Annotated in this window: 19 protein-coding genes; 13 read left to right on the top strand and 6 right to left on the bottom strand. The window is 29.3% G+C overall.

Annotation, left to right across the window (positions count from 1 at the left end; all coding sequences use genetic code 11):
• The first annotated feature begins 15 nt into the window (after positions 1-15).
• The 9 genes from rlmN (at position 16) to I1A51_RS02240 (ending at position 7,792) form a co-directional block, all read left to right on the top strand.
• Positions 16-1,056, top strand: a complete 1,041-nt coding sequence (gene rlmN / locus I1A51_RS02280; RefSeq protein WP_196890745.1) for a 23S rRNA (adenine(2503)-C(2))-methyltransferase RlmN — start codon at positions 16-18, stop codon at positions 1,054-1,056.
• Between the two features lie 405 nt (positions 1,057-1,461).
• The gene (locus I1A51_RS02275) at positions 1,462-2,172 is read left to right on the top strand and encodes a DUF547 domain-containing protein (RefSeq protein WP_196890744.1); all 711 of its coding nucleotides are present in this window, start codon (positions 1,462-1,464) and stop codon (positions 2,170-2,172) included.
• 63 nt (positions 2,173-2,235) lie between these two features.
• The gene (locus I1A51_RS02270; protein ID WP_196889645.1) at positions 2,236-2,571 is read left to right on the top strand and encodes an arsenosugar biosynthesis-associated peroxidase-like protein; all 336 of its coding nucleotides are present in this window, start codon (positions 2,236-2,238) and stop codon (positions 2,569-2,571) included.
• A 5-nt stretch (positions 2,572-2,576) separates the two neighbouring features.
• Positions 2,577-3,632, top strand: coding sequence for an arsenosugar biosynthesis radical SAM (seleno)protein ArsS (arsS, locus tag I1A51_RS02265; RefSeq protein ID WP_196890743.1), 1,056 nt, complete (start codon positions 2,577-2,579; stop codon positions 3,630-3,632).
• 51 nt (positions 3,633-3,683) lie between these two features.
• Positions 3,684-4,187: a rhodanese-like domain-containing protein gene (locus I1A51_RS02260; protein ID WP_196890742.1), complete on the top strand. Its 504-nt coding sequence runs from the start codon at positions 3,684-3,686 to the stop codon at positions 4,185-4,187.
• Positions 4,177-4,797: a TIGR04282 family arsenosugar biosynthesis glycosyltransferase gene (locus I1A51_RS02255; RefSeq protein ID WP_196890741.1), complete on the top strand. Its 621-nt coding sequence runs from the start codon at positions 4,177-4,179 to the stop codon at positions 4,795-4,797. The genes I1A51_RS02260 and I1A51_RS02255 overlap by 11 nt, the downstream gene beginning before the upstream one ends.
• Before the next feature lie 148 nt (positions 4,798-4,945).
• Positions 4,946-5,758: a purine-nucleoside phosphorylase gene (locus tag I1A51_RS02250; protein WP_196890740.1), complete on the top strand. Its 813-nt coding sequence runs from the start codon at positions 4,946-4,948 to the stop codon at positions 5,756-5,758.
• 2 nt (positions 5,759-5,760) lie between these two features.
• Positions 5,761-6,729 carry an arsenosugar biosynthesis arsenite methyltransferase ArsM gene (gene arsM / locus I1A51_RS02245; protein WP_196890739.1) on the top strand — a complete coding sequence of 323 codons (969 nt, stop codon included), beginning with the start codon at positions 5,761-5,763 and terminating at the stop codon, positions 6,727-6,729.
• A 166-nt stretch (positions 6,730-6,895) separates the two neighbouring features.
• Positions 6,896-7,792 carry a sterol desaturase family protein gene (locus I1A51_RS02240; protein WP_196890738.1) on the top strand — a complete coding sequence of 299 codons (897 nt, stop codon included), beginning with the start codon at positions 6,896-6,898 and terminating at the stop codon, positions 7,790-7,792.
• Positions 7,793-7,874: 82 nt separating this feature from the next.
• Here I1A51_RS02240 and I1A51_RS02235 read toward each other — a convergent pair whose 3' ends face one another.
• From I1A51_RS02235 to I1A51_RS02210, 6 genes are all read right to left on the bottom strand, one after another.
• Positions 7,875-11,306, bottom strand: a complete 3,432-nt coding sequence (locus I1A51_RS02235) for a methylmalonyl-CoA mutase family protein (RefSeq protein ID WP_196890737.1) — start codon at positions 11,304-11,306, stop codon at positions 7,875-7,877.
• 119 nt (positions 11,307-11,425) lie between these two features.
• Complete coding sequence (locus I1A51_RS02230; protein WP_196890736.1) at positions 11,426-12,208, bottom strand: hypothetical protein; 783 nt, start codon at positions 12,206-12,208, stop codon at positions 11,426-11,428.
• Between the two features lie 3 nt (positions 12,209-12,211).
• Positions 12,212-12,913 carry a hypothetical protein gene (locus tag I1A51_RS02225; protein WP_196890735.1) on the bottom strand — a complete coding sequence of 234 codons (702 nt, stop codon included), beginning with the start codon at positions 12,911-12,913 and terminating at the stop codon, positions 12,212-12,214.
• A 2-nt stretch (positions 12,914-12,915) separates the two neighbouring features.
• Entirely contained in the window at positions 12,916-13,719 is an 804-nt protein-coding gene (locus I1A51_RS02220; protein ID WP_196890734.1) for a hypothetical protein, read from the bottom strand.
• A 4-nt stretch (positions 13,720-13,723) separates the two neighbouring features.
• Positions 13,724-14,443 (bottom strand): hypothetical protein, encoded by a 720-nt coding sequence (locus I1A51_RS02215; RefSeq protein WP_196890733.1) that lies wholly within the window; start codon positions 14,441-14,443, stop codon positions 13,724-13,726.
• 109 nt (positions 14,444-14,552) lie between these two features.
• Entirely contained in the window at positions 14,553-16,076 is a 1,524-nt protein-coding gene (locus I1A51_RS02210) for a GH3 auxin-responsive promoter family protein (RefSeq protein ID WP_196890732.1), read from the bottom strand.
• 48 nt (positions 16,077-16,124) lie between these two features.
• Here I1A51_RS02210 and I1A51_RS02205 point away from each other — a divergent pair, with 48 nt between their 5' ends.
• The 4 genes from I1A51_RS02205 (at position 16,125) to I1A51_RS02190 (ending at position 18,938) form a co-directional block, all read left to right on the top strand.
• A complete protein-coding gene (locus I1A51_RS02205; protein WP_196890731.1) occupies positions 16,125-16,922 on the top strand; it encodes a DUF2797 domain-containing protein in 798 nt (265 codons plus the stop codon).
• A gap of 128 nt (positions 16,923-17,050) precedes the next feature.
• Positions 17,051-17,506, top strand: coding sequence for an SRPBCC family protein (locus tag I1A51_RS02200; protein ID WP_196890730.1), 456 nt, complete (start codon positions 17,051-17,053; stop codon positions 17,504-17,506).
• A gap of 18 nt (positions 17,507-17,524) precedes the next feature.
• Positions 17,525-18,205, top strand: coding sequence for an SDR family NAD(P)-dependent oxidoreductase (locus I1A51_RS02195; RefSeq protein ID WP_231373941.1), 681 nt, complete (start codon positions 17,525-17,527; stop codon positions 18,203-18,205).
• 88 nt (positions 18,206-18,293) lie between these two features.
• Positions 18,294-18,938 (top strand): DUF4412 domain-containing protein, encoded by a 645-nt coding sequence (locus I1A51_RS02190; RefSeq protein ID WP_196890729.1) that lies wholly within the window; start codon positions 18,294-18,296, stop codon positions 18,936-18,938.
• Positions 18,939-18,990 lie beyond the last annotated feature (52 nt).

Here is an 18,990-nt window from a genome sequence, read left to right as displayed (position 1 = left end):
AAAACAAAATAGATTTTGACTAATAAGAAGAAAGACATACGAGCTTTAACAAAAGAGCAATTACGTGATTTTTTTGTAGAGAATGGAGATAAAGCTTTTAGAGGAAACCAAGTTTACGAATGGCTTTGGAGCAAATCTGCACACTCTTTTGAGGATATGACAAATATTTCAAAAGCAACTAGACAAATGCTGGAAGATAACTTTGTGATTAATCATATTCGTGTGGATCAAATGCAAAGAAGTAATGATGGAACAGTGAAAAATGCTGTGAAATTACACGATGGCTTGGTTGTAGAATCTGTTTTAATTCCTACAGATACAAGAACAACAGCTTGTGTTTCTAGTCAAGTTGGTTGTAGTTTGGATTGTAATTTCTGTGCAACTGCACGTTTAAAACGTATGCGAAATCTAAATGCAGATGAAATTTTCGATCAAGTTTCTGCAATCAATCAAGAAAGTCTTCTTTATTACAACAGAAAATTGTCAAATATTGTTTATATGGGAATGGGAGAGCCATTGATGAATTATAACAATGTTCTGAAATCTATTGAAAAAATTACTTCTCCAGAAGGTCTTGGAATGTCACCTAAAAGAATTACGGTTTCTACTTCAGGTGTGACAAAAATGATTCGTAAAATGGCAGATGATGAAGTGAAATTCAATCTTGCAGTTTCCCTACATTCTGCAATTGAAGAAACAAGAAATAAAATCATGCCTTTCACGAAAAAATTTCCATTGACTGAACTTCGTGAAGCTTTGGAATATTGGTATGCAAAAACAAAACGAAAAGTTACTTATGAATACGTTGTCTGGAAAGGAATCAACGACAAACGTGAAGATATTGAAGCTTTGGTAAAGTTTTGTAAATATATTCCTTGTAAAGTGAATTTGATTGAATACAATCCAATTGACGATGGCGAATTTCAGCAAGCTTCTCAAAAAGCATTGACTGATTATATCAGTATTTTAGAAATGAATGATATTGTTGTAAATGTTCGAAGAAGTCGAGGAAAAGATATTGATGCAGCTTGTGGACAATTAGCAAATAAAAGCTAGTTTCGATTTCGCTCAACTATCTGTTTTTTTATCAGGAAAAGAATAAATAAAATTATTAAATATTATAAATAATAATAGAAAGACTGTATTTATGCAGTCTTTTTTTGTGCTTCCCTGCGGGACGAGCTTTTCGTTACAAGTTTTTTATTATTTAAAAAGAAATTCTAAGCAATCCTTGGGCTCATTGCCAATCGCCTCCGTTTGCTAAGATTTTCTATTTTTAAAAAATGAAAAAGCTTTTCACTTCTATCTCTAAGCTAAAACTATATTAAAATCAACTTCAATATAGAATTATATTCTTAGAAAATCATTAACTTCTAATATTGTAAAAAAAACTTGTAAACTCTTGTTTTTTTTTACGTCTTAATGTCAAGAAGTATTTTATAACCATAAAATTATACAAGTATGAAACTGAGAATTCTTATAGTAGCTTTTCTTACAATGATGTTGTCAGAAGCAAACGCACAAACTTCTGTGTGGAATGGAGAATTACAAAAATATGTAAGTAATTCTGGAAATGTTGATTATAAAAGTTGGAAAAAATCACCACAAAAATTAGATGTATATATTACTTATTTAACGAAAACTTCTCCTAATAATTGGTCAGCTGACAAAGAGAAAGCTTTTTGGATCAATGCTTATAATGCATATACTGTGAAACTTATTTTAGATAATTATCCTTTAAATAGCATTACTGAAATTAAAGAAAATGGAAAAAATGCTTGGGAAATTCCTTTTGCAAAAGTTGGTGGAAAAACATATACATTAAACCAAATTGAACACGAAATTTTAAGAAAGAAGTTTGATGATCCAAGAATTCATGTTGGAGTAAATTGTGCTTCTTATTCTTGTCCACAATTAGCAAATTATGCTTTTACAGAGAAAAATGTAAATTCTAGTTTAGAGAAATTAATGAAGCTTTTCATCAATGATTCTAAGAGAAATAGAATTGCAACAAATAAAGCACAACTTTCTGAAATATTTAACTGGTTTAAAGGAGATTTCACGAAGAATGGTACACTTGTAGATTACATTAATAAGTATAGCAACACGAAATTAAATTCGAATGCTTCTATTTCTTATCTACAATATAATTGGAATTTGAATGGAAAGTAATATTTTACAGCTGTAATTTATTATAACAGAAAATTCTTATTAATTAAATAAAACTAAATTAAAATGCAAAAGACATATTACGATCCAAAAGATTTAAAAAAGTTTGGAAAAATCACAGAATGGAGTGAGGAACTAGGAGAGAAATTTTTTGAATATTATGGGAAAGTATTTGAAGAAGGAAGTTTAACAGCAAGAGAAAAATCATTGATTGCACTTGCTGTTGCACATACAGTTCAATGTCCTTATTGTATTGATGCTTACACAAAAGACGGATTACAAAGAGGAATTGAAAAGGAAGAAATGATGGAGGCTTTGCATGTTGCTGCTGCAATTCGTGGAGGAGCAAGTTTAGTGCACGGTGTACAGATGATGAATAAGGTTGAAAAATTGAGTATGTAATTTTTATGACAACAAAATCTTTATTAGCTAGAAAAAACGATTTATCTCAACCAGAAAATCAATTGCATGTTTTAAGCAATGGAATTTTTGGAAATGGAGAATTACCAACATTTAAAGAATCTTTAGAAAAAACAAATAGATTTCCTTTAAAGCCAACAAAACTGGATATTTTCCAAGTTAATGTTGGTTATATGTGTAATCAAGTTTGCTCACATTGTCATGTGGACGCTGGTCCAGATCGTAAAGAAATCATGACAAAAGAAACAATGCAACTTTGTTTGGACGTACTAAAAGCAAGCGGAGCGAAAACATTAGATTTAACAGGTGGAGCTCCTGAAATGAATCCAAATTTTCGTTGGTTTGTAGAAGAAGCTGCAAAAATTGGAGTGGAAGATTTTATCGTTCGTTCAAATTTGACAATTATTTTAGCTAATAAGAAATACCACGATTTACCAGAATTTTTTAAGAAATATAATGTACATGTAGTTTCTTCTTTACCTTTTTATAAGAGAAATAAAACGGATAAACAAAGAGGAAATGGTGTATTTCAAAAATCAATTCAAGCATTGCAAATGTTGAATGAAGTTGGGTATGGAAAAGAAGGAACTGGATTAAAACTAGATTTAGTTTACAATCCAGCAGGTGCTTTTCTTCCAGCAAATCAAAGTGATTTAGAAAGTGATTTCAAAAAAGCTTTAAAAAATGATTTTGATATTGATTTTAATAGTTTATTCGCAATAACAAATCTTCCTGTTTCTAGATTTTTAGAATATTTAATTGCTTCAGATAATTATGAAGATTATATGGAAGCTTTAGTGGAAGCTTATAATCCTATTGCAGTGGATGGTGTAATGTGTAAAAATACACTTTCTATTAGTTGGGATGGTTATTTGTTTGATTGCGATTTTAATCAAATACTTGGATTAAAAGTAAATGCTAAATCACAACATTTAAAAGATTTCGATTTAGAAAGTTTACAAAATAGAGAGATAATTATTTCGCAACATTGTTATGGTTGTACGGCTGGAGCAGGTTCTAGTTGTCAAGGAACAACTGTTTAATAAATTATTTCTCTTAAAAAAAGAATGAATGTATATTTAAATTAGTATTATATGAAGCATTTTTATGTCCTGATTCTTTTATTTTTTACTGCTTTTTGTATGCAAGCGCAAAACAAAAAATTAGATAGATTTTTAAACAAAGAGTTGAAAAAATCGGTTCCTTTAATTACAGTGAATGAATTGCATAAAATGACTGATTCAGTGATATTGATTGATGCAAGGTCATTGAAAGAATTTAAAGTTAGTCATATTGAAGGAGCTTATTTTGTAGACTATGATACGTTTACAAAAGAAGATTTACCCGAAGATTTACAGATAACAGGTAAGAAAATCGTGATCTATTGCAGTTTGGGAATTCGAAGTGAACATATTGGAGAAAAAATAATGGCATTGGGATATGAGAATGTTTTTAATTTAAAAGGTGGAATTTTTGAATGGAGTAATTTTGAACTTCCACTTGTTTCTGATAAAGGAACAGATACAGATAAAGTACATACATTTTCAAAAGAGTGGAGTTCGTGGTTACAAAAAGGAATAAAGATTTATGAGCACTAAAAACCTTTTAATAATTTTTACGAAAAATCCTGAATTAGGAAAAGTAAAAACACGATTGGCAAGAACAATTGGAGATGAACGAGCTTTGACTGTGTACAAAGCTTTGTTAGATTATACACATAAGATTACAAAAGATTTAGATGTGGAAAAACATGTCTATTATTCGAATGAAATTGGAGAAAATGATCTTTGGAAAGCAGGATTTAAGAAATATGTTCAAGAAGGAGCAGATTTAGGAATTCGAATGAAAAATGCTTTTTTAAATGGTTTTGCGGAAGGGTATGAAAATATTGTGATTATCGGAAGTGATATGTTTGCAATAACAGAAAATCATTTGAAAGAGGCTTTTGAAAAATTGAGTTCGAATGATGTAGTTATTGGTCCAGCAGAAGATGGAGGATATTATCTTTTAGGAATGCAAAAAGATCAAACTTTTGTTTTTGATCATAAAGAATGGAGTACAGAATCAGTATTTCCAGATACTGTAAAAGATATTCAAGAAAGAAATTTATCTTTCGATACGATTGAAACTTTAAATGATATTGATACGGAGGAAGATTTGATGAAATCTTCTGATGAAGTATTAGAGAAATTGGGTTTTGTGAAATAATCTAAAAATAAATTTGCGTTAGGGATTGCAGCGGCATCCTTTTTTGCTTTTCTTCATTTAGTTGCATTAGCAAAAAAGATATAGCGGAAAGCCCGACCTTATACCTGAGCGGAGTCGAAGGAGAAGGGAACGCCCAAAAAAGAAAACGATGATAACACAAATAAATGAAACAGTTGAATTTTTGGAATCAAAGAATATTTTGAATCCAGTAATAGGAATTGTTTTAGGAACTGGTTTAGGAAAACTAGTTGAAAAAATAGATATAGAAATTAGTATTGATTATGATGAGATTCCGAATTTTCCTGAATCAACAATGGAATTTCATCATGGAAAATTACTTTTCGGAACTTTAGAAGGGAAGAAAGTTTTGGTGATGCAAGGAAGATATCACCTATATGAAGGATATTCTTTGAATCAAGTTGTTTTTCCAATACGAGTTTTTAAAAAATTAGGAGTTCAGAAGTTGTTGATTTCAAATGCAGCAGGAGCGATTAATTTAAATTATGAAAAAGGTTCATTGATGTTATTGGATGATCATATTAATTTACAAGGAGGATCACCTTTACTTGGAACAGAAGTAAAAACTTTAGGAAATCCATTTGTAGATATGTCAGCGCCATATAACAAAGAAATGAATGAAAAATTAAAGCAGATTGCAGTAGAAAATGATATTACACTTCATGAAGGAGTTTATGCAGCTGTGATTGGGCCTCATTTGGAAACACGAGCAGAATATAGATATTTAAAAGTAATTGGTGCGGATGCTGTTGGAATGTCCACAGTTCCTGAAGTGATTGCTGCAAATCATGTGGAACTTCCATGTGTAGCGATTTCTGTATTGACAGATTCTTGTGATCCAGATAATTTACAACCGATTAATATTCCAGAAATTTTAGCTTTAGCAGAGAAAGCAGAGCCAAAAATGATTACGCTTTTTTCTCAATTAATTAAAACACTTTAGTCATGTCATATTTAGACGCAACAGAAGATTTATATAAGAAAGCAGCATTAACCCCAGATGTTGGTTTATGTTGTACGACAACTCCAGTTTGGAAATTTCCTGAATTAGAAATTCCAAAAATTATGTTAGAAATGAATTACGGATGTGGAAGCACTGTAAATCCAAGAGATTTAGTAAACAATCCGAAAATTCTATATGTTGGAGTAGGTGGAGGAATGGAATTATTACAATTCTCTTATTTCTCAAGACAAAAAGGAGGTGTAACAGGAATTGACATTGTCGATGAAATGTTAGATGCTTCAAAGAAAAATTTTAAAGAAGCAGAAGAATTAAATCCTTGGTTTAAGTCTGATTTTGTAGACTTAAAAAAAGGAGATGCTTTAAACTTACCAGTAGAAGATGAAAGTATTGATGTTGCAGCTCAAAACTGTCTTTTCAATATTTTTAAATTAGACGATTTAAAGAAAGCTCTTAAAGAAATGTATCGTGTGTTAAAACCACATGGAAGATTGGTATTATCAGATCCAATTTGTGATCAAGATATGCCAGAAAATTTAAGAAATGATGATCGTTTGAGAGCATTGTGTTTAAGTGGTTCTATTCCTTTAAAAGATTATATCAAAATGTTGACAGATGTAGGATTTGGAACTATTGAAGTCCGTGCAAAACGTCCGTATAGAATTTTAGATACAAATCATTATGATACAGATGAAAATATCATGATTGAAAGTGTAGAAGTTTGTGCAATTAAAGATCCGATTCAGGAAGATGGAGCTTGTGTTTTCACTGGGAAATCTGCAATTTATTTTGGAAACGAAGATTTCTTCGATGATAAAAAAGGACACGTGATGATGCAAAACCAACCTTTAGCAATTTGTGATAAAACTGCTGGAGCTTTAGCAGACTTAAATAGAGACGATATTTATATTTCGGAATCGACATATCATTATGACGGAGGAGGATGTTGTTAGGAATGTTTTCCTTTTCCGACTAATCTAACATGTTATTAAAAAATCTACAGTAAATACACAATAATTATCAGATTTTGTAGATATAATGAAACATGATAGATAACAGTTAATGTTGAGTAGAGATGTGTTTCAAAATGCATCTCTACTTTTTTTATATATGACGATTATGGAATATACCCTAGAATCCTACTTTTCCGTTTTTAAAAATTCATTTGGGAACTATTTTAATTATTTAGTTCACGAAATTTCATCTCCCTCAATTCAAAACTATTTTTATGCTTTAATTATAATTTCTATTGCAGTTTGGCTTTTAGAAATTGTATTTCCATGGCGTAAAAAACAAGGAATCTTCCGAAAAGATTTTTGGTTAGATACTTTTTATATGTTTTTTAATTTCTTTCTCTTTAACCTAATTATTTTTGTTGCCCTTTCAAATACAATTGAGCATTTTTTCAAAAATATTTTAAATGTCATAGGTTTAAGTGTTAATTCTTTTCAACTTTTTGATGTTGATAATTTACCAAAAGCTATAGGATTATTAATTTTCTTTTTAGTGACTGATTTTGTACAATGGTGTACGCATGTTTTATTGCATAAAGTTCCGTTTTTATGGAATTTCCATAAAGTACATCATTCTGTAAAAGAGATGGGATTTGCTGCGCATTTACGCTATCATTGGGCAGAAACATTTGTATATAAATCATTACTTTATATTCCACTTGCAATCATCGGTGGATTTGATGCAAAAGATGTAATTATTGTTCATTTTATTACGATAATTATCGGACATTTAAATCATGCAAATTTCCGATTACCACTTGGTCCATTGAAATATATTTTAAATAGTGCAGAAGTTCATATTTGGCATCATGCAAAAGAATTACCTAAAGAAAAACAAGATGGAATTAATTTTGGAATTAGTTTAAGTATTTGGGATGTGATTTTTAAAACATTTCATTTGCCACATTCTGGAAAAGATATTGAAATTGGATTTGAAAATGATGAGAAATTTCCAGATAATTTTATCAAGCAAGAGTTATATCCTTTGACAAGAAAGGATTAAGGTTTTTATTATAAAAATTAGTGATAAAAAAAGCGTAAGAAATTCATCTTACGCTTTTTTGTTTTTTATAAAAAGATAATAATTACATATTTCTACGATATTGTCCTCCAACTTTAAATAAAGTATCTGTAATTTGACCTAAAGAACAACGTTTTGTTGCTTCCATTAACATCTCGAATAAGTTTTCATTGTTAATAGCAGCTTCTTTGATTTTCTCTAATTCTACTTTTACATTTTCTTCATTTAACTTGTGAAGATTCTCTAACATCGAAATTTGATATTGTTTTTCTTCTTCCGTTGCACGAATTACCTCAGCAGGTGTAACAGTTGGCGAACCATTTTTACTTAAGAAAGTATTCACACCAATAATTGGGAAATCTCCATTGTGTTTTAAAGTTTCATAGTATAAACTTTCTTCTTGGATTTTTCCTCTCTGATACATTGTTTCCATTGCACCAAGAACTCCACCACGCTCTGTAATTCTATCGAATTCAGCATACACAGCTTCTTCTACTAAATCCGTTAATTCTTCAATGATAAATGCTCCTTGAATTGGGTTTTCGTTTTTCGCTAAACCTAATTCTTTGTTGATAATCAACTGAATTGCCATTGCTCTACGAACGGACTCTTCTGTTGGAGTTGTAATTGCTTCGTCATACGCATTTGTATGTAAAGAATTACAGTTATCATAAATTGCATAAAGTGCTTGAAGTGTTGTACGGATATCGTTGAAATCAATTTCTTGTGCGTGAAGCGAACGACCAGAAGTTTGAATGTGATATTTCAACATTTGCGCTCTTGAATTCGCTTTATATTTCATCTTCATCGCTTTTGACCAAATCTTACGAGCAACTCTACCGATTACTGCATATTCTGGGTCAATTCCGTTTGAGAAGAAGAAAGAAAGGTTTGGACCAAATTTATTGATATCCATTCCTCTTGATAAATAATACTCAACATAAGTAAATCCGTTTGCTAAAGTTAATGCTAACTGCGTAATTGGATTTGCTCCTGCTTCTGCGATGTGATAACCAGAAATCGAAACAGAGTAGAAGTTACGCACATTCTTTTGGATAAAATAATCCTGAACGTCTCCCATCATACGTAAAGCAAATTCTGTTGAGAAAATACAAGTGTTTTGTGCTTGATCTTCTTTTAAAATATCTGCCTGAACTGTTCCACGAACTTGTGTTAAAGTACGTAATCTGATTTCTTCGTAAACATCTTTTGGTAAAACTTGATCTCCTGTTACTCCTAATAAGAATAATCCTAAACCATCGTTTCCTTCTGGTAAATCTCCTTGGTATTCTGGACGTTTTGTTCCACTTTCTTTGAAGATTTTTTCGATTTTCTTAGAAACTTCTTTTTCTAAACCATTTTCCTTAATGTAAAGCTCACATTGTTGGTCAATTGCTGTATTTAAGAAGAATCCTAACAACATCGGAGCAGGTCCGTTAATTGTTAAACTTACAGAAGTCATCGGGTGTGCTAAATTGAATCCTGAAAATAATTTTTTAGCATCATCTAAACAACAAATAGAAACTCCTGCATTTCCGATTTTTCCGTAAATATCTGGTCTTAAATCTGGATCATTTCCATATAAAGTTACACTATCAAAAGCAGTAGAAAGACGTTTTGCTGGCATTCCTAAACTTACATAGTGGAAACGTTTGTTTGTACGCTCTGGTCCACCTTCTCCTGCAAACATTCTTGTTGGATCTTCTCCAGTTCTTTTAAATGGGAATAAACCAGAAGTATAAGGGAATTCTCCAGGAACGTTTTCTTGTAATCTCCAATAAAGTACATCTCCCCAAGATTCGTATTTTGGTAAGGCTACTTTTGGAATTTGTGTGTGAGAAAGTGATTCTGTATGTGTTTTAATGTTAATTTCCTTATCTCTTACTTTAAAAGTATAAATAGGGTCTTTATAACGTTTTACAGTTGCTTCCCAGTTTTGGATTAATTCCCAGTTGTGCGGATTTAAATCCATTTTGATTCTAGCGAATTCTTTTAATAATAATTCTAAGAATTGCTTGTTATCTTCTGTTGCATTTTCTAAAATTTCTTCTTCATTAACTCCAAATTTTGTCAATTCAATTTTAGTTCCAGCAACTGTTTCAATTGTCTTGTAGATTCCATAAAGTTTTTGTCCTACTTCTTTTTGTTCTACAGACCATTTGTTATAAGCTTTGTTGTTTTCTGTAATTTCAGATAAATAACGTGTTCTGCTTGGTGGAATGATAAATTGTTTCTCAGACATTGCATCCGTAATTTCGAAAGAACTTTCAAAATTTGCATTTGTCTTTTCGTTTAATTTATCGATTAAAACTCTGTATAAAGTATTTGCTCCAGGATCATTGAACTGCGAAGCGATTGTTCCATAAACAGGCATTTGATCCATCGGGATATCCCAAAGATTGTGATTACGCATGTATTGTTTTTTTACATCACGAATTGCATCTAAAGCTCCTCTTTTATCAAATTTGTTTAAAGCAATTACATCAGCAAAATCAATCATATCAATTTTCTCTAACTGTGTTGCAGCTCCATATTCAGGAGTCATCACATAAAGAGAAACATCTGAGTGATCTAAAATTTCTGTATCTGATTGTCCAATTCCAGAAGTTTCTAAAATGATTAAATCAAAATTAGCCACTTTTAAAATATCTAAAGCATCATTTACGTGTTTAGATAAAGCTAAGTTTGACTGACGAGTTGCTAAAGAACGCATATAAACTCGATTGTTTTTAATTGCGTTCATACGAATTCTATCTCCTAATAAAGCTCCACCAGTTTTTCTTTTCGATGGATCCACAGAGATAATTGCGATATCTTGATTTTCGAAATCATTTAAATAACGACGAACTAATTCATCTACTAAAGAAGATTTTCCAGCTCCTCCAGTTCCTGTAATTCCAAGAACGGGAATCTTAGATTCTTCTCCTTGTTTGCGAACTTCATTTAAGAATTCCTCGTATTTTTCTGGGAAATTTTCTGCTGCTGAAATAGTTTCTGCTAAAATTTTTGGATCTTTTGATTGAATTCCTTCGAAAGTTGCTTGGATATTTTCTCCTGTAGCAAAATCACATTTTTCAATCATATCGTTAATCATACCTTGAAGTCCCATTTGACGACCGTCGTCTGGAGAATAAATTCTACAGATTCCATAATCCATCAATTCTTTGATTTCTTCTGGTAAGATTACTCCACCACCACCACCAAAAATTTTGATGTGACCAGCACCTTTTTCATTTAGTAAATCATACATGTATTTGAAATACTCATTGTGTCCTCCTTGATAAGAAGTCATCGCAATGGCATTTGCATCTTCTTGAATTGCTGTATTTACTACTTCTTCAACACTTCTATCGTGTCCTAAATGTATTACTTCAACTCCAGTTGATTGAATGATGCGTCGCATGATGTTAATCGCAGCATCGTGTCCATCAAATAGAGATGCAGCAGTAACAATACGTACTTGGTTCTTTGGTTTGTAAGGTTGTATGTTGTCCATGTTTTTAATTCTAAATAAAAAGAAGCTGCAATTTACAATATTCAGTAAGATATGGAAAGAGGAATCAATTTTATTAGTTTAATTGTAGTTGAATTCTTTTAAAAATTAAAGATTTTGAATTATTTTACCTCTAAAATTGTATCTAATTCATAATCAAATTGAGTAGATTCGGATTTAATAGTCACTTTTCCTTTTAATTGATGTTTTCCTTTTGGAAGAGAATCTAAAGGGATAAATCCATGTCCAATTACATTTGAAATTTGAACCTTTGGATTTTTAATTTCTTCTTTTTGGTTTTCGATTTTATCAATGGAAACAAAACGTGTAAAAGATTCTAAAAATATTTTGTCATTTCCTAAAAGTAACATATGGTTTTCATTCTCATCTTTGATTAATTTAGATTCGATTTTTGGATTACTAGCCACAATTTTTTCAATATTTCTAAAAGAGGAATAATATTTATGATAATGAATCGAATCTAAATATTGATAAAAAGCTGTCATTACATCTAATTTTAATTTTAAAATGACCAATCTTTTATCTAGATTTTCAAAATCTTCTAAGTTTTTAAAAATTGTTTTTCTTGGGAATTTAGTTTCTTCAAAAAAATCTGTATATAATCGAAAAGCTCTTTCTTTATCTTCCAAAAGAGGATCTTGTATATCTAATTTTTCAATATATTTTTTCTTTAAACCTTCTTCTTTTTCAACAGAATATTGATTAGGTTGTTCTTTTGATTTTACTTTTAATTGTTCCAATGAATTGTAAGTTTCATCCTTTCTTAATTCATATTGTTCAGAGAAAAAAGTGACAAGTTCTTCATTTTGAATATCATTGTTTTTACAAGAAAAATATAAGATTGAAAAGAGAAAAATAAATAGTTTAAATAATTTTTGTTTCATAGATTAATCAATTGTGAATTGTTCTTGAAAAGGGATTTCAAATTTATCTTTAAACGTATAAAAAGTAATTTTCCCAGATGCCTTATAATTTCCTTTTTCTAGATTATTTAAATAGATTTTTGAGAAAGAACTAAATTTTTCTATAGTTGCTTTTATAGAATCTTTTTTGCTATTTAAAAAATAAAAAGACATGTCATGATCTAATATGTTGGAATATTTCATTTCAATTCCAAGAAAATCTTTTTCATCAATTTTATATTTTGAATATTTTAGATTCTCTATTCTTAATCCACAAAATGTAAATAGTCTAAAATTATTTTTTTTGTAAAGTGCTAATAATCGAATTTTTAATAAATGCTTTTTAAAATTTTCAGATAGTTCTTTATCTAAAAAATCAAAGTTTTGTTCATTTTTAAAATTCTTTGAAGATTGATTTTTAATTAAATTAATAAAATATTCTTTTTGAGAATATAAATCTAACTCTGAATTATTGGAAAATACAGAATTTATTTTTTCTTTAAAATCAGTTAAGTTTTTTAGTTTTTCTTCATTTTTATAATCAATCGATTTTAATAAAAACTTATTTAAATCATAATTTGAATTTTTGATTTCTTCCTCCAAAAATTGTTTAATTAATTTTTCCTCTTTATTCTGACAAGAAACCAAAATAACCGAAAGTAACAATAGTTTTAAAAATATCTTCATAACTAATTATTTTGTTCAATAACTAAATGAATTTTATCTTTTGAAAAATCATCTTCATACTGACATGTCATACAATCATAACAAAACTCTAAATCATCAGGAAGGTTAGAAGGAATATTGTAACTTCCTCTTAAATCAGAAATTTCAATTTTCATCTTTTCCAAAATATTTTCACCTGAACTGTTCTCTAGGTTTTCAAGTACTAAATGTACATTATCTTCTATATAAGACAGGTGATTTCTTTTTAATAAAGACAAATCATCATTCTCTACTAAAACCACATACGTGCTATCTGGTAATTTATAAGAATGCAACAAAATTCTTTGATTTTCATTCACTAATTCTTCTATTTTTTTAAGAGAATAAGTTCTAAAAATACGGTTTTCTAAAAAAGCATTGAAAACATCTAATTTAAGCTTCAAAATAATAACTTGATCATCTAATTCAGCTAGCTCATCTAAAGAATTGAAGTTTCGTTTTCTAGGAAGCTTTGTTTCCTCAAAAAAACTCGTATACAAATCAAAAATTCGCCTTTTTTCTTTTTCATCAATATTTTCAGAATCTAAAGACTCAATATATTTTTTGTAAATCCTATTTTCATTTTCATACAATGCTTTAAATTCATTAGGTTGTTCATTCGCCCTTATTGCTAAATGATTAATTTCTCTTAAAGCTTCAATTTTTCTCTCTTTTATTTTTCCAGAAAAAAAGCTGATGATTTCTTTTCTTTCTTCTAAATTTCGATTACAAGAACATAGCATTAGAAAAATAATTATAACAAAGAATTTTAAACATTTTGTTTTCATAGCATTATTTAATTTGAATTTGTTCTTCAAAAGGAAATTCTATTTTACCATCCATCGTATAGAGAAACAGCTTTCCTGAAAAAGTATAAGTTCCTTTCGATATATTTTTCAAATTAACTTTATAGAAAGAATTTGTCCTAGTTAGAGGAGTTTCAATCCATTTTCTATCAAAATGTTTCAATTTTGGAGTACAGTTTTTTTCCCAACAAATGTTTGCATTCCGAGCTATAAATTTGTTAGATAAATTCTTATCGGAGCTTTTTTTTACCAATGCAGATTCATAAGTAGTAAGACCACAAAAATTGAAATCATAATCAAATTCATATTGAGGTAAGGATAATAATTTATCTTTTAAAAGTAATCTTTTAGAATTTTCAGAAATATTTGATTTTAAAAAAGAAAAATTTGGGTTTTCATTAAAAAAACCTTTCCAGCCTTCCTTATCTATTTTATTCAAAAAATAAGTTTTTAACTCTAAAACCTCTTCCAATGTTAAATTTTTATCGAGCTTTGTTTCGACTTCCTCTCTATACGAGTACATCCATTCTTTTAGCGTTAAGGATTTCTCTTTTTGAGATTTAATAATTTTAAACAAACCTTTATTGATTTTCTTAAAAGAATATTCGGTTTCGTCTTCAAGAAAACTTTCCATTAATTTTTGCTCTTTATTCTGACAAGAGCTAAAAACAATAGAAATCATTAAAAACAAGTAGAGTTTTTTCATTTCAATTTTAATTTTTCGCTAAATATATATTTTTAAAATGAAAAAAGCTCACTTACAAATCAAAACAATCTGTAAATAAGCTTTATGAAAAATAAAAATAAGATTTCGTCTAAAAAGAATGTCCGTTGATTTGTAATAATTCTTCTAAAAACATTCTACTATTGGAAAGCCTAGGAACTTTATGTTGTCCGCCGAGTTTTCCTTTATTTTTTAACCATTGATAGAATAATTTTTCTTTTGCAACATGAATTTTAGGAGCGTCTAATGTCATGTTTAAATATCTCTTTGCTTCATAATCAGAGTTCAAAGTTTTTAATTTTGTATCTAAAATCAAAGAAAATTCGTCTAAATCTGAAGGTTGCTTCTTAAATTCAATAATCCATTCATGTCCACCTTTATTTTGTTCAGACATAAAAATCGGCGCAACTGTATATTCTACAATTTCTGTTTCTGTTTTTTGCGAAGCATATTGTAAAGCTTCTTCCGTGTTTTCAATAATTAATTCTTCTCCAAAAACATTGATAAAATGTTTTGTTCTTCCTGTAATTTTAATTCGATATGGATTTAAAGAAGTAAATTTTACAGTATCACCAATCAAATAACGCCAAAGTCCGCTATTTGTCGAGATTACTAAAGCATAATTTTTATTTAATTCCACCTGATCCAAAGAAATTGTATCTGAATTTTCACCATCAAATTTTTCCATTGGAATAAATTCATAGAAAATTCCATAATCCAACATCAATAACATTTCATCATTGTTATTTAAATCTTGAATTCCAAAAAATCCTTCAGAAGCATTATACGTTTCATAAAACTGAAAATTTTCATTCAGAATTAATTGTTCATATTGCTTTTTATAAGGTTGAAAATTTACACCACCATGAAAATAAACCTCCAAATTTGGCCAAACTTCAGAAATAAAATTCTTTCCAGTTGTTTCCATTACACGTTGTAATAAAACCAACATCCAAGAAGGAACTCCAGCCAAACTTGTGATATTTTCATTCATTGTTTCTTGAATAATGGCATCCATTTTTGATTCCCATTCACTCATCAAAGCAACTTCTTGTTTTGGTGCGCTACTATAATCTGCCCAAAAAGGAAGGTTTTCTATAATGATTGCAGACAAGTCTCCGAAATAAGAATTATTGTCTTCATAAATTGCACTACTTCCTCCTAAACGCAAACTTTTTCCGGTGAATAATTGCGCTTCTGGATTGTTGTTAATGTATAAACACAACATATCTTTTCCTGCTTTAAAATGGCAATCTTCAATTGCTTCTTTACTTACAGGAATGAATTTACTTTTTGCATTTGTTGTTCCGCTAGATTTTGCAAACCACGTAATATTGGAAGGCCAAAATACATTTTGAGCTCCTTTTCGCGTTTTTTCTATCAAAGGTTCGATACTTTCATATTGTTGTATCGGAACTCTTTTTTTATATTCCTCTATAGATTTTATAGAATCAAAATCATACATTTTTCCTATTTCTGTCGATTTTGCTTTCTTCAATAATTTCATAAGTAGTTCTTGCTGAACCTCATTCGGATATTTTAAAAAAAGTTCTATTTGGTGAATTCTTTTTTTCAATATCCATGAAATAATAGAATTTACTATAGGTACTGGCATCTTAATTTGCTTATCTTTATCCAAGTTTAAAATTAGTAAAAATCTTTTATGCAATACCAAGGTGTTTTAAAAAAAATGGCAACTGAATTTGACTCGAAAATTCAGTATTATTTAGACATGGAGAATGATTTTTTGAACTTAAATCAATTGTTAGATAAAGAACTTACAATTAGGTTCAAAGAGTATAAATGTTTGAATTGTGGAGAGAATAAAAAAATATTTCGTCAAGGATTTTGTTACGATTGTTTCTATAAAATTCCACAAGCTGCGGATTGGATTATGAAACCAGAATTGAGTAAAGCACATTTGGATATCGAAGATCGTGATTTGGCTTATGAGAAAAAAGCACAATTACAACCACATATTGTGTATTTGGCGCTTTCTTCAAGTGTGAAAGTTGGAGTAACTAGAAAATCACAAATTCCAACACGTTGGATTGATCAAGGAGCTTCAAAAGCAATTCCGATTATTGAAGTTCCGAATCGTTATTTGGCAGGAATTACGGAAGTTGCTTTAAAAGATAAATATGTAGATAAAACAAATTGGCGAAAAATGTTGAAAAACGAAGTGATTGAAGCTGATTTGACTGCGGAACTTCCAAAAATTAAAGAAGTTTTACCAGAGGAAGTAAAAGAATATTTTTCAGAAGAAGCACAAGAAGTAATTACATTAAATTATCCTGTGGAGAAATATCCAACAAAAGTAAAAAGCTTAAATCTTGAAAAAACACCAACTTATTCTGGAAAATTAATGGGAGTCAAAGGACAATATTTAATTTTTGAAGATGGAACAGTTTTCAATATTCGAAGCAATGAAGGTTATGTTGTTGAAATTGATTTAATATAAAAAAATAAACAAAAAATTAAAAAGCGAAATGTAATATAAAACATTTCGCTTTTTTTATCTAAAAAGTTTAAAATTAGACTTTTTTAAGCTAAAGAAAAGAAGTAAATTAATAGTATAAAATTGGAAAAATGTATCGATTAAAAAGAACACAAAAATTACCAATCGATTTAGAAACTTGCTGGAAGTATTTTTCTAGTCCAAAAAACTTGGAAGGAATGACGCCAGATAGTTTGAAATTTAAAATAGTTTACGGTGCAGATACAGAGATGTTTTCTGGGCAAATTATTAAATATAAAGTAAGCCCTTTTTTAGGAATCAAAATGAATTGGGTGACGGAAATTACGCATGTTGAGGATAAATATTATTTTGTTGATGAACAGCGATTCGGACCTTATAAATTTTGGCATCACAAACATTTTTTTAAAGAAATTGAAGGTGGAGTTGAAGTGATTGATATTGTAGATTACGATCTTCCAATGGGAATTTTAGGAAAAGCAGCTCATGGAATTTTTGTAAAAAAACAATTGGAAGACATTTTTGAATTTAGAGTTAAAAAACTTGAAGAATTATTTGGGAAATATTGACAATTAAAAAAATACATCATGAAAAACTATCTAATAATCGGAGGATCACACGGAATTGGAAAAGAAATCGCAGCTATTTTAAAGAAAGAAAATAATGTTTTTGTTGCTTCAAGAACAATTGAAGAAACAAAAAATATTACACATCTTTCTTTGGATGTAGAACGACAAACAATCAATCCAAATTTACTTCCTGATTCGTTAGATGGTTTTGTGTATTGCCCTGGAAGTATCAATTTAAAACCTTTTAAAACGTTGAGTGTTGATGATTTTCAAGCTGATTTAAACATAAATTTTCTGATTATGATTGAAAATTTACAAATAATTCTTCCAAAATTATTGAAACCAGAAAATGCAAGTATGGTTTTTTTTAGTTCTATTGCAGCGACAAAAGGAATGAATTTTCATACGAGTATTAGTGCAGCAAAAAGTGCTATTGAAGGATTTGCCAGATCTTTTGCTGTGGAATATGCACCGAAAATTAGAGTCAATGTAATTGCTCCTTCTTTAACAAAAACACCACTCGCAGAAAAATTGCTAAATAATGATTTAAAAATTAAAAAATCTTCAGAAATGCACCCTTTAAAAAGAATTGGTTCTGTAGAAGACATTGCCAATGCTGCTTGTTTTTTACTTTCCGAAAAGGCTTCTTGGATTACAGGACAAACGATTCATGTAGATGGAGGATTAAGTATTTCTTAATTTAGTTTTGGGTTTTAAATAACATTTTTGATTCTACTTTTTGCTTGAAAAAGAAGTAACTTAAATTGAATTTTTAAAAAGCAGAATCATGAAAAAAATTATCGTATTCTTATTATTTGCAGTTAGTTTTTTAAATGTAAATGAAGTTAAGGCACAAAAAGATTTTGAAGGAATTTTAGTGTATAAATTTGAATATTTACACCTGCCAGAAGAAATGATGGCTTACAAAGATCAATTGCCAAAATTTTCTACAGCTTATAGAAAAGGAGAAATGTTCAAGATTGAGCAAGAAATGATGGGAGGAATGCAAACATTTATTGCAGATAATAAAAAAGAAGAATTGAGTATGCTTTTAGATATGAACGGACAAAAAATGGGAATGAAGTTCGATTTAAAAGAAGAAAAAATGGATGTGGATAAAGTAGATTTAAAATTTTCGGAAGAAACTAGAGTCATCAAAGGATATAAAGCTAAAAAAGTAACTTTTAATCAAGATGGAAATCAAGTTGAATTATGGTATACAGAAGAATTACCAAATAAATTTAATGTGTTTTTAGTTCCAGTGAATGGAATGCCTTTAGAATACACAACAAGTGTGGATGGAATGAAGATGAAAGTGAGCTTAGAGTCTGTTGAAGAGAAAAAATTAGAAGATAAAGTTTTTGAAGTTTCAGAAGCATATACAATGATGGATCCGAAAGCGATGGGAATGGAAAGTCCTTTTGAAAAATAAACTTTGAAGTATCGGTTTTTCAGCTAAATAAAAACTTGTAAATTTGAAAACC

Origin of the sequence: Aureivirga marina (assembly GCF_015767265.1) — a bacterium.
Lineage (GTDB): Bacteria > Bacteroidota > Bacteroidia > Flavobacteriales > Flavobacteriaceae > Aureivirga > Aureivirga marina.
Note: the sequence above shows the minus strand (reverse complement) of the source record. Positions and strands in the feature narration are given on the sequence as shown.

Bases quoted from the DNA above. Each gene is read 5' to 3' on its own strand.
- I1A51_RS02275 (WP_196890744.1), top strand. From the start codon at position 1,462: ATGAAACTGAGAATTCTTATAGTAGCTTTTCTTACAATGATGTTGTCA.
- I1A51_RS02270 (WP_196889645.1), top strand. From the start codon at position 2,236: ATGCAAAAGACATATTACGATCCAAAAGATTTAAAAAAGTTTGGAAAA.
- arsS (WP_196890743.1), top strand. From the start codon at position 2,577: ATGACAACAAAATCTTTATTAGCTAGAAAAAACGATTTATCTCAACCA.
- I1A51_RS02260 (WP_196890742.1), top strand. From the start codon at position 3,684: ATGAAGCATTTTTATGTCCTGATTCTTTTATTTTTTACTGCTTTTTGT.
- I1A51_RS02255 (WP_196890741.1), top strand. From the start codon at position 4,177: ATGAGCACTAAAAACCTTTTAATAATTTTTACGAAAAATCCTGAATTA.
- I1A51_RS02250 (WP_196890740.1), top strand. From the start codon at position 4,946: ATGATAACACAAATAAATGAAACAGTTGAATTTTTGGAATCAAAGAAT.
- arsM (WP_196890739.1), top strand. From the start codon at position 5,761: ATGTCATATTTAGACGCAACAGAAGATTTATATAAGAAAGCAGCATTA.
- I1A51_RS02240 (WP_196890738.1), top strand. From the start codon at position 6,896: ATGGAATATACCCTAGAATCCTACTTTTCCGTTTTTAAAAATTCATTT.
- I1A51_RS02235 (WP_196890737.1), bottom strand. From the start codon at position 11,306: ATGGACAACATACAACCTTACAAACCAAAGAACCAAGTACGTATTGTT.
- I1A51_RS02230 (WP_196890736.1), bottom strand. From the start codon at position 12,208: ATGAAACAAAAATTATTTAAACTATTTATTTTTCTCTTTTCAATCTTA.
- I1A51_RS02225 (WP_196890735.1), bottom strand. From the start codon at position 12,913: ATGAAGATATTTTTAAAACTATTGTTACTTTCGGTTATTTTGGTTTCT.
- I1A51_RS02220 (WP_196890734.1), bottom strand. From the start codon at position 13,719: ATGAAAACAAAATGTTTAAAATTCTTTGTTATAATTATTTTTCTAATG.
- I1A51_RS02215 (WP_196890733.1), bottom strand. From the start codon at position 14,443: ATGAAAAAACTCTACTTGTTTTTAATGATTTCTATTGTTTTTAGCTCT.
- I1A51_RS02210 (WP_196890732.1), bottom strand. From the start codon at position 16,076: ATGCCAGTACCTATAGTAAATTCTATTATTTCATGGATATTGAAAAAA.
- I1A51_RS02205 (WP_196890731.1), top strand. From the start codon at position 16,125: ATGCAATACCAAGGTGTTTTAAAAAAAATGGCAACTGAATTTGACTCG.
- I1A51_RS02200 (WP_196890730.1), top strand. From the start codon at position 17,051: ATGTATCGATTAAAAAGAACACAAAAATTACCAATCGATTTAGAAACT.
- I1A51_RS02195 (WP_231373941.1), top strand. From the start codon at position 17,525: ATGAAAAACTATCTAATAATCGGAGGATCACACGGAATTGGAAAAGAA.
- I1A51_RS02190 (WP_196890729.1), top strand. From the start codon at position 18,294: ATGAAAAAAATTATCGTATTCTTATTATTTGCAGTTAGTTTTTTAAAT.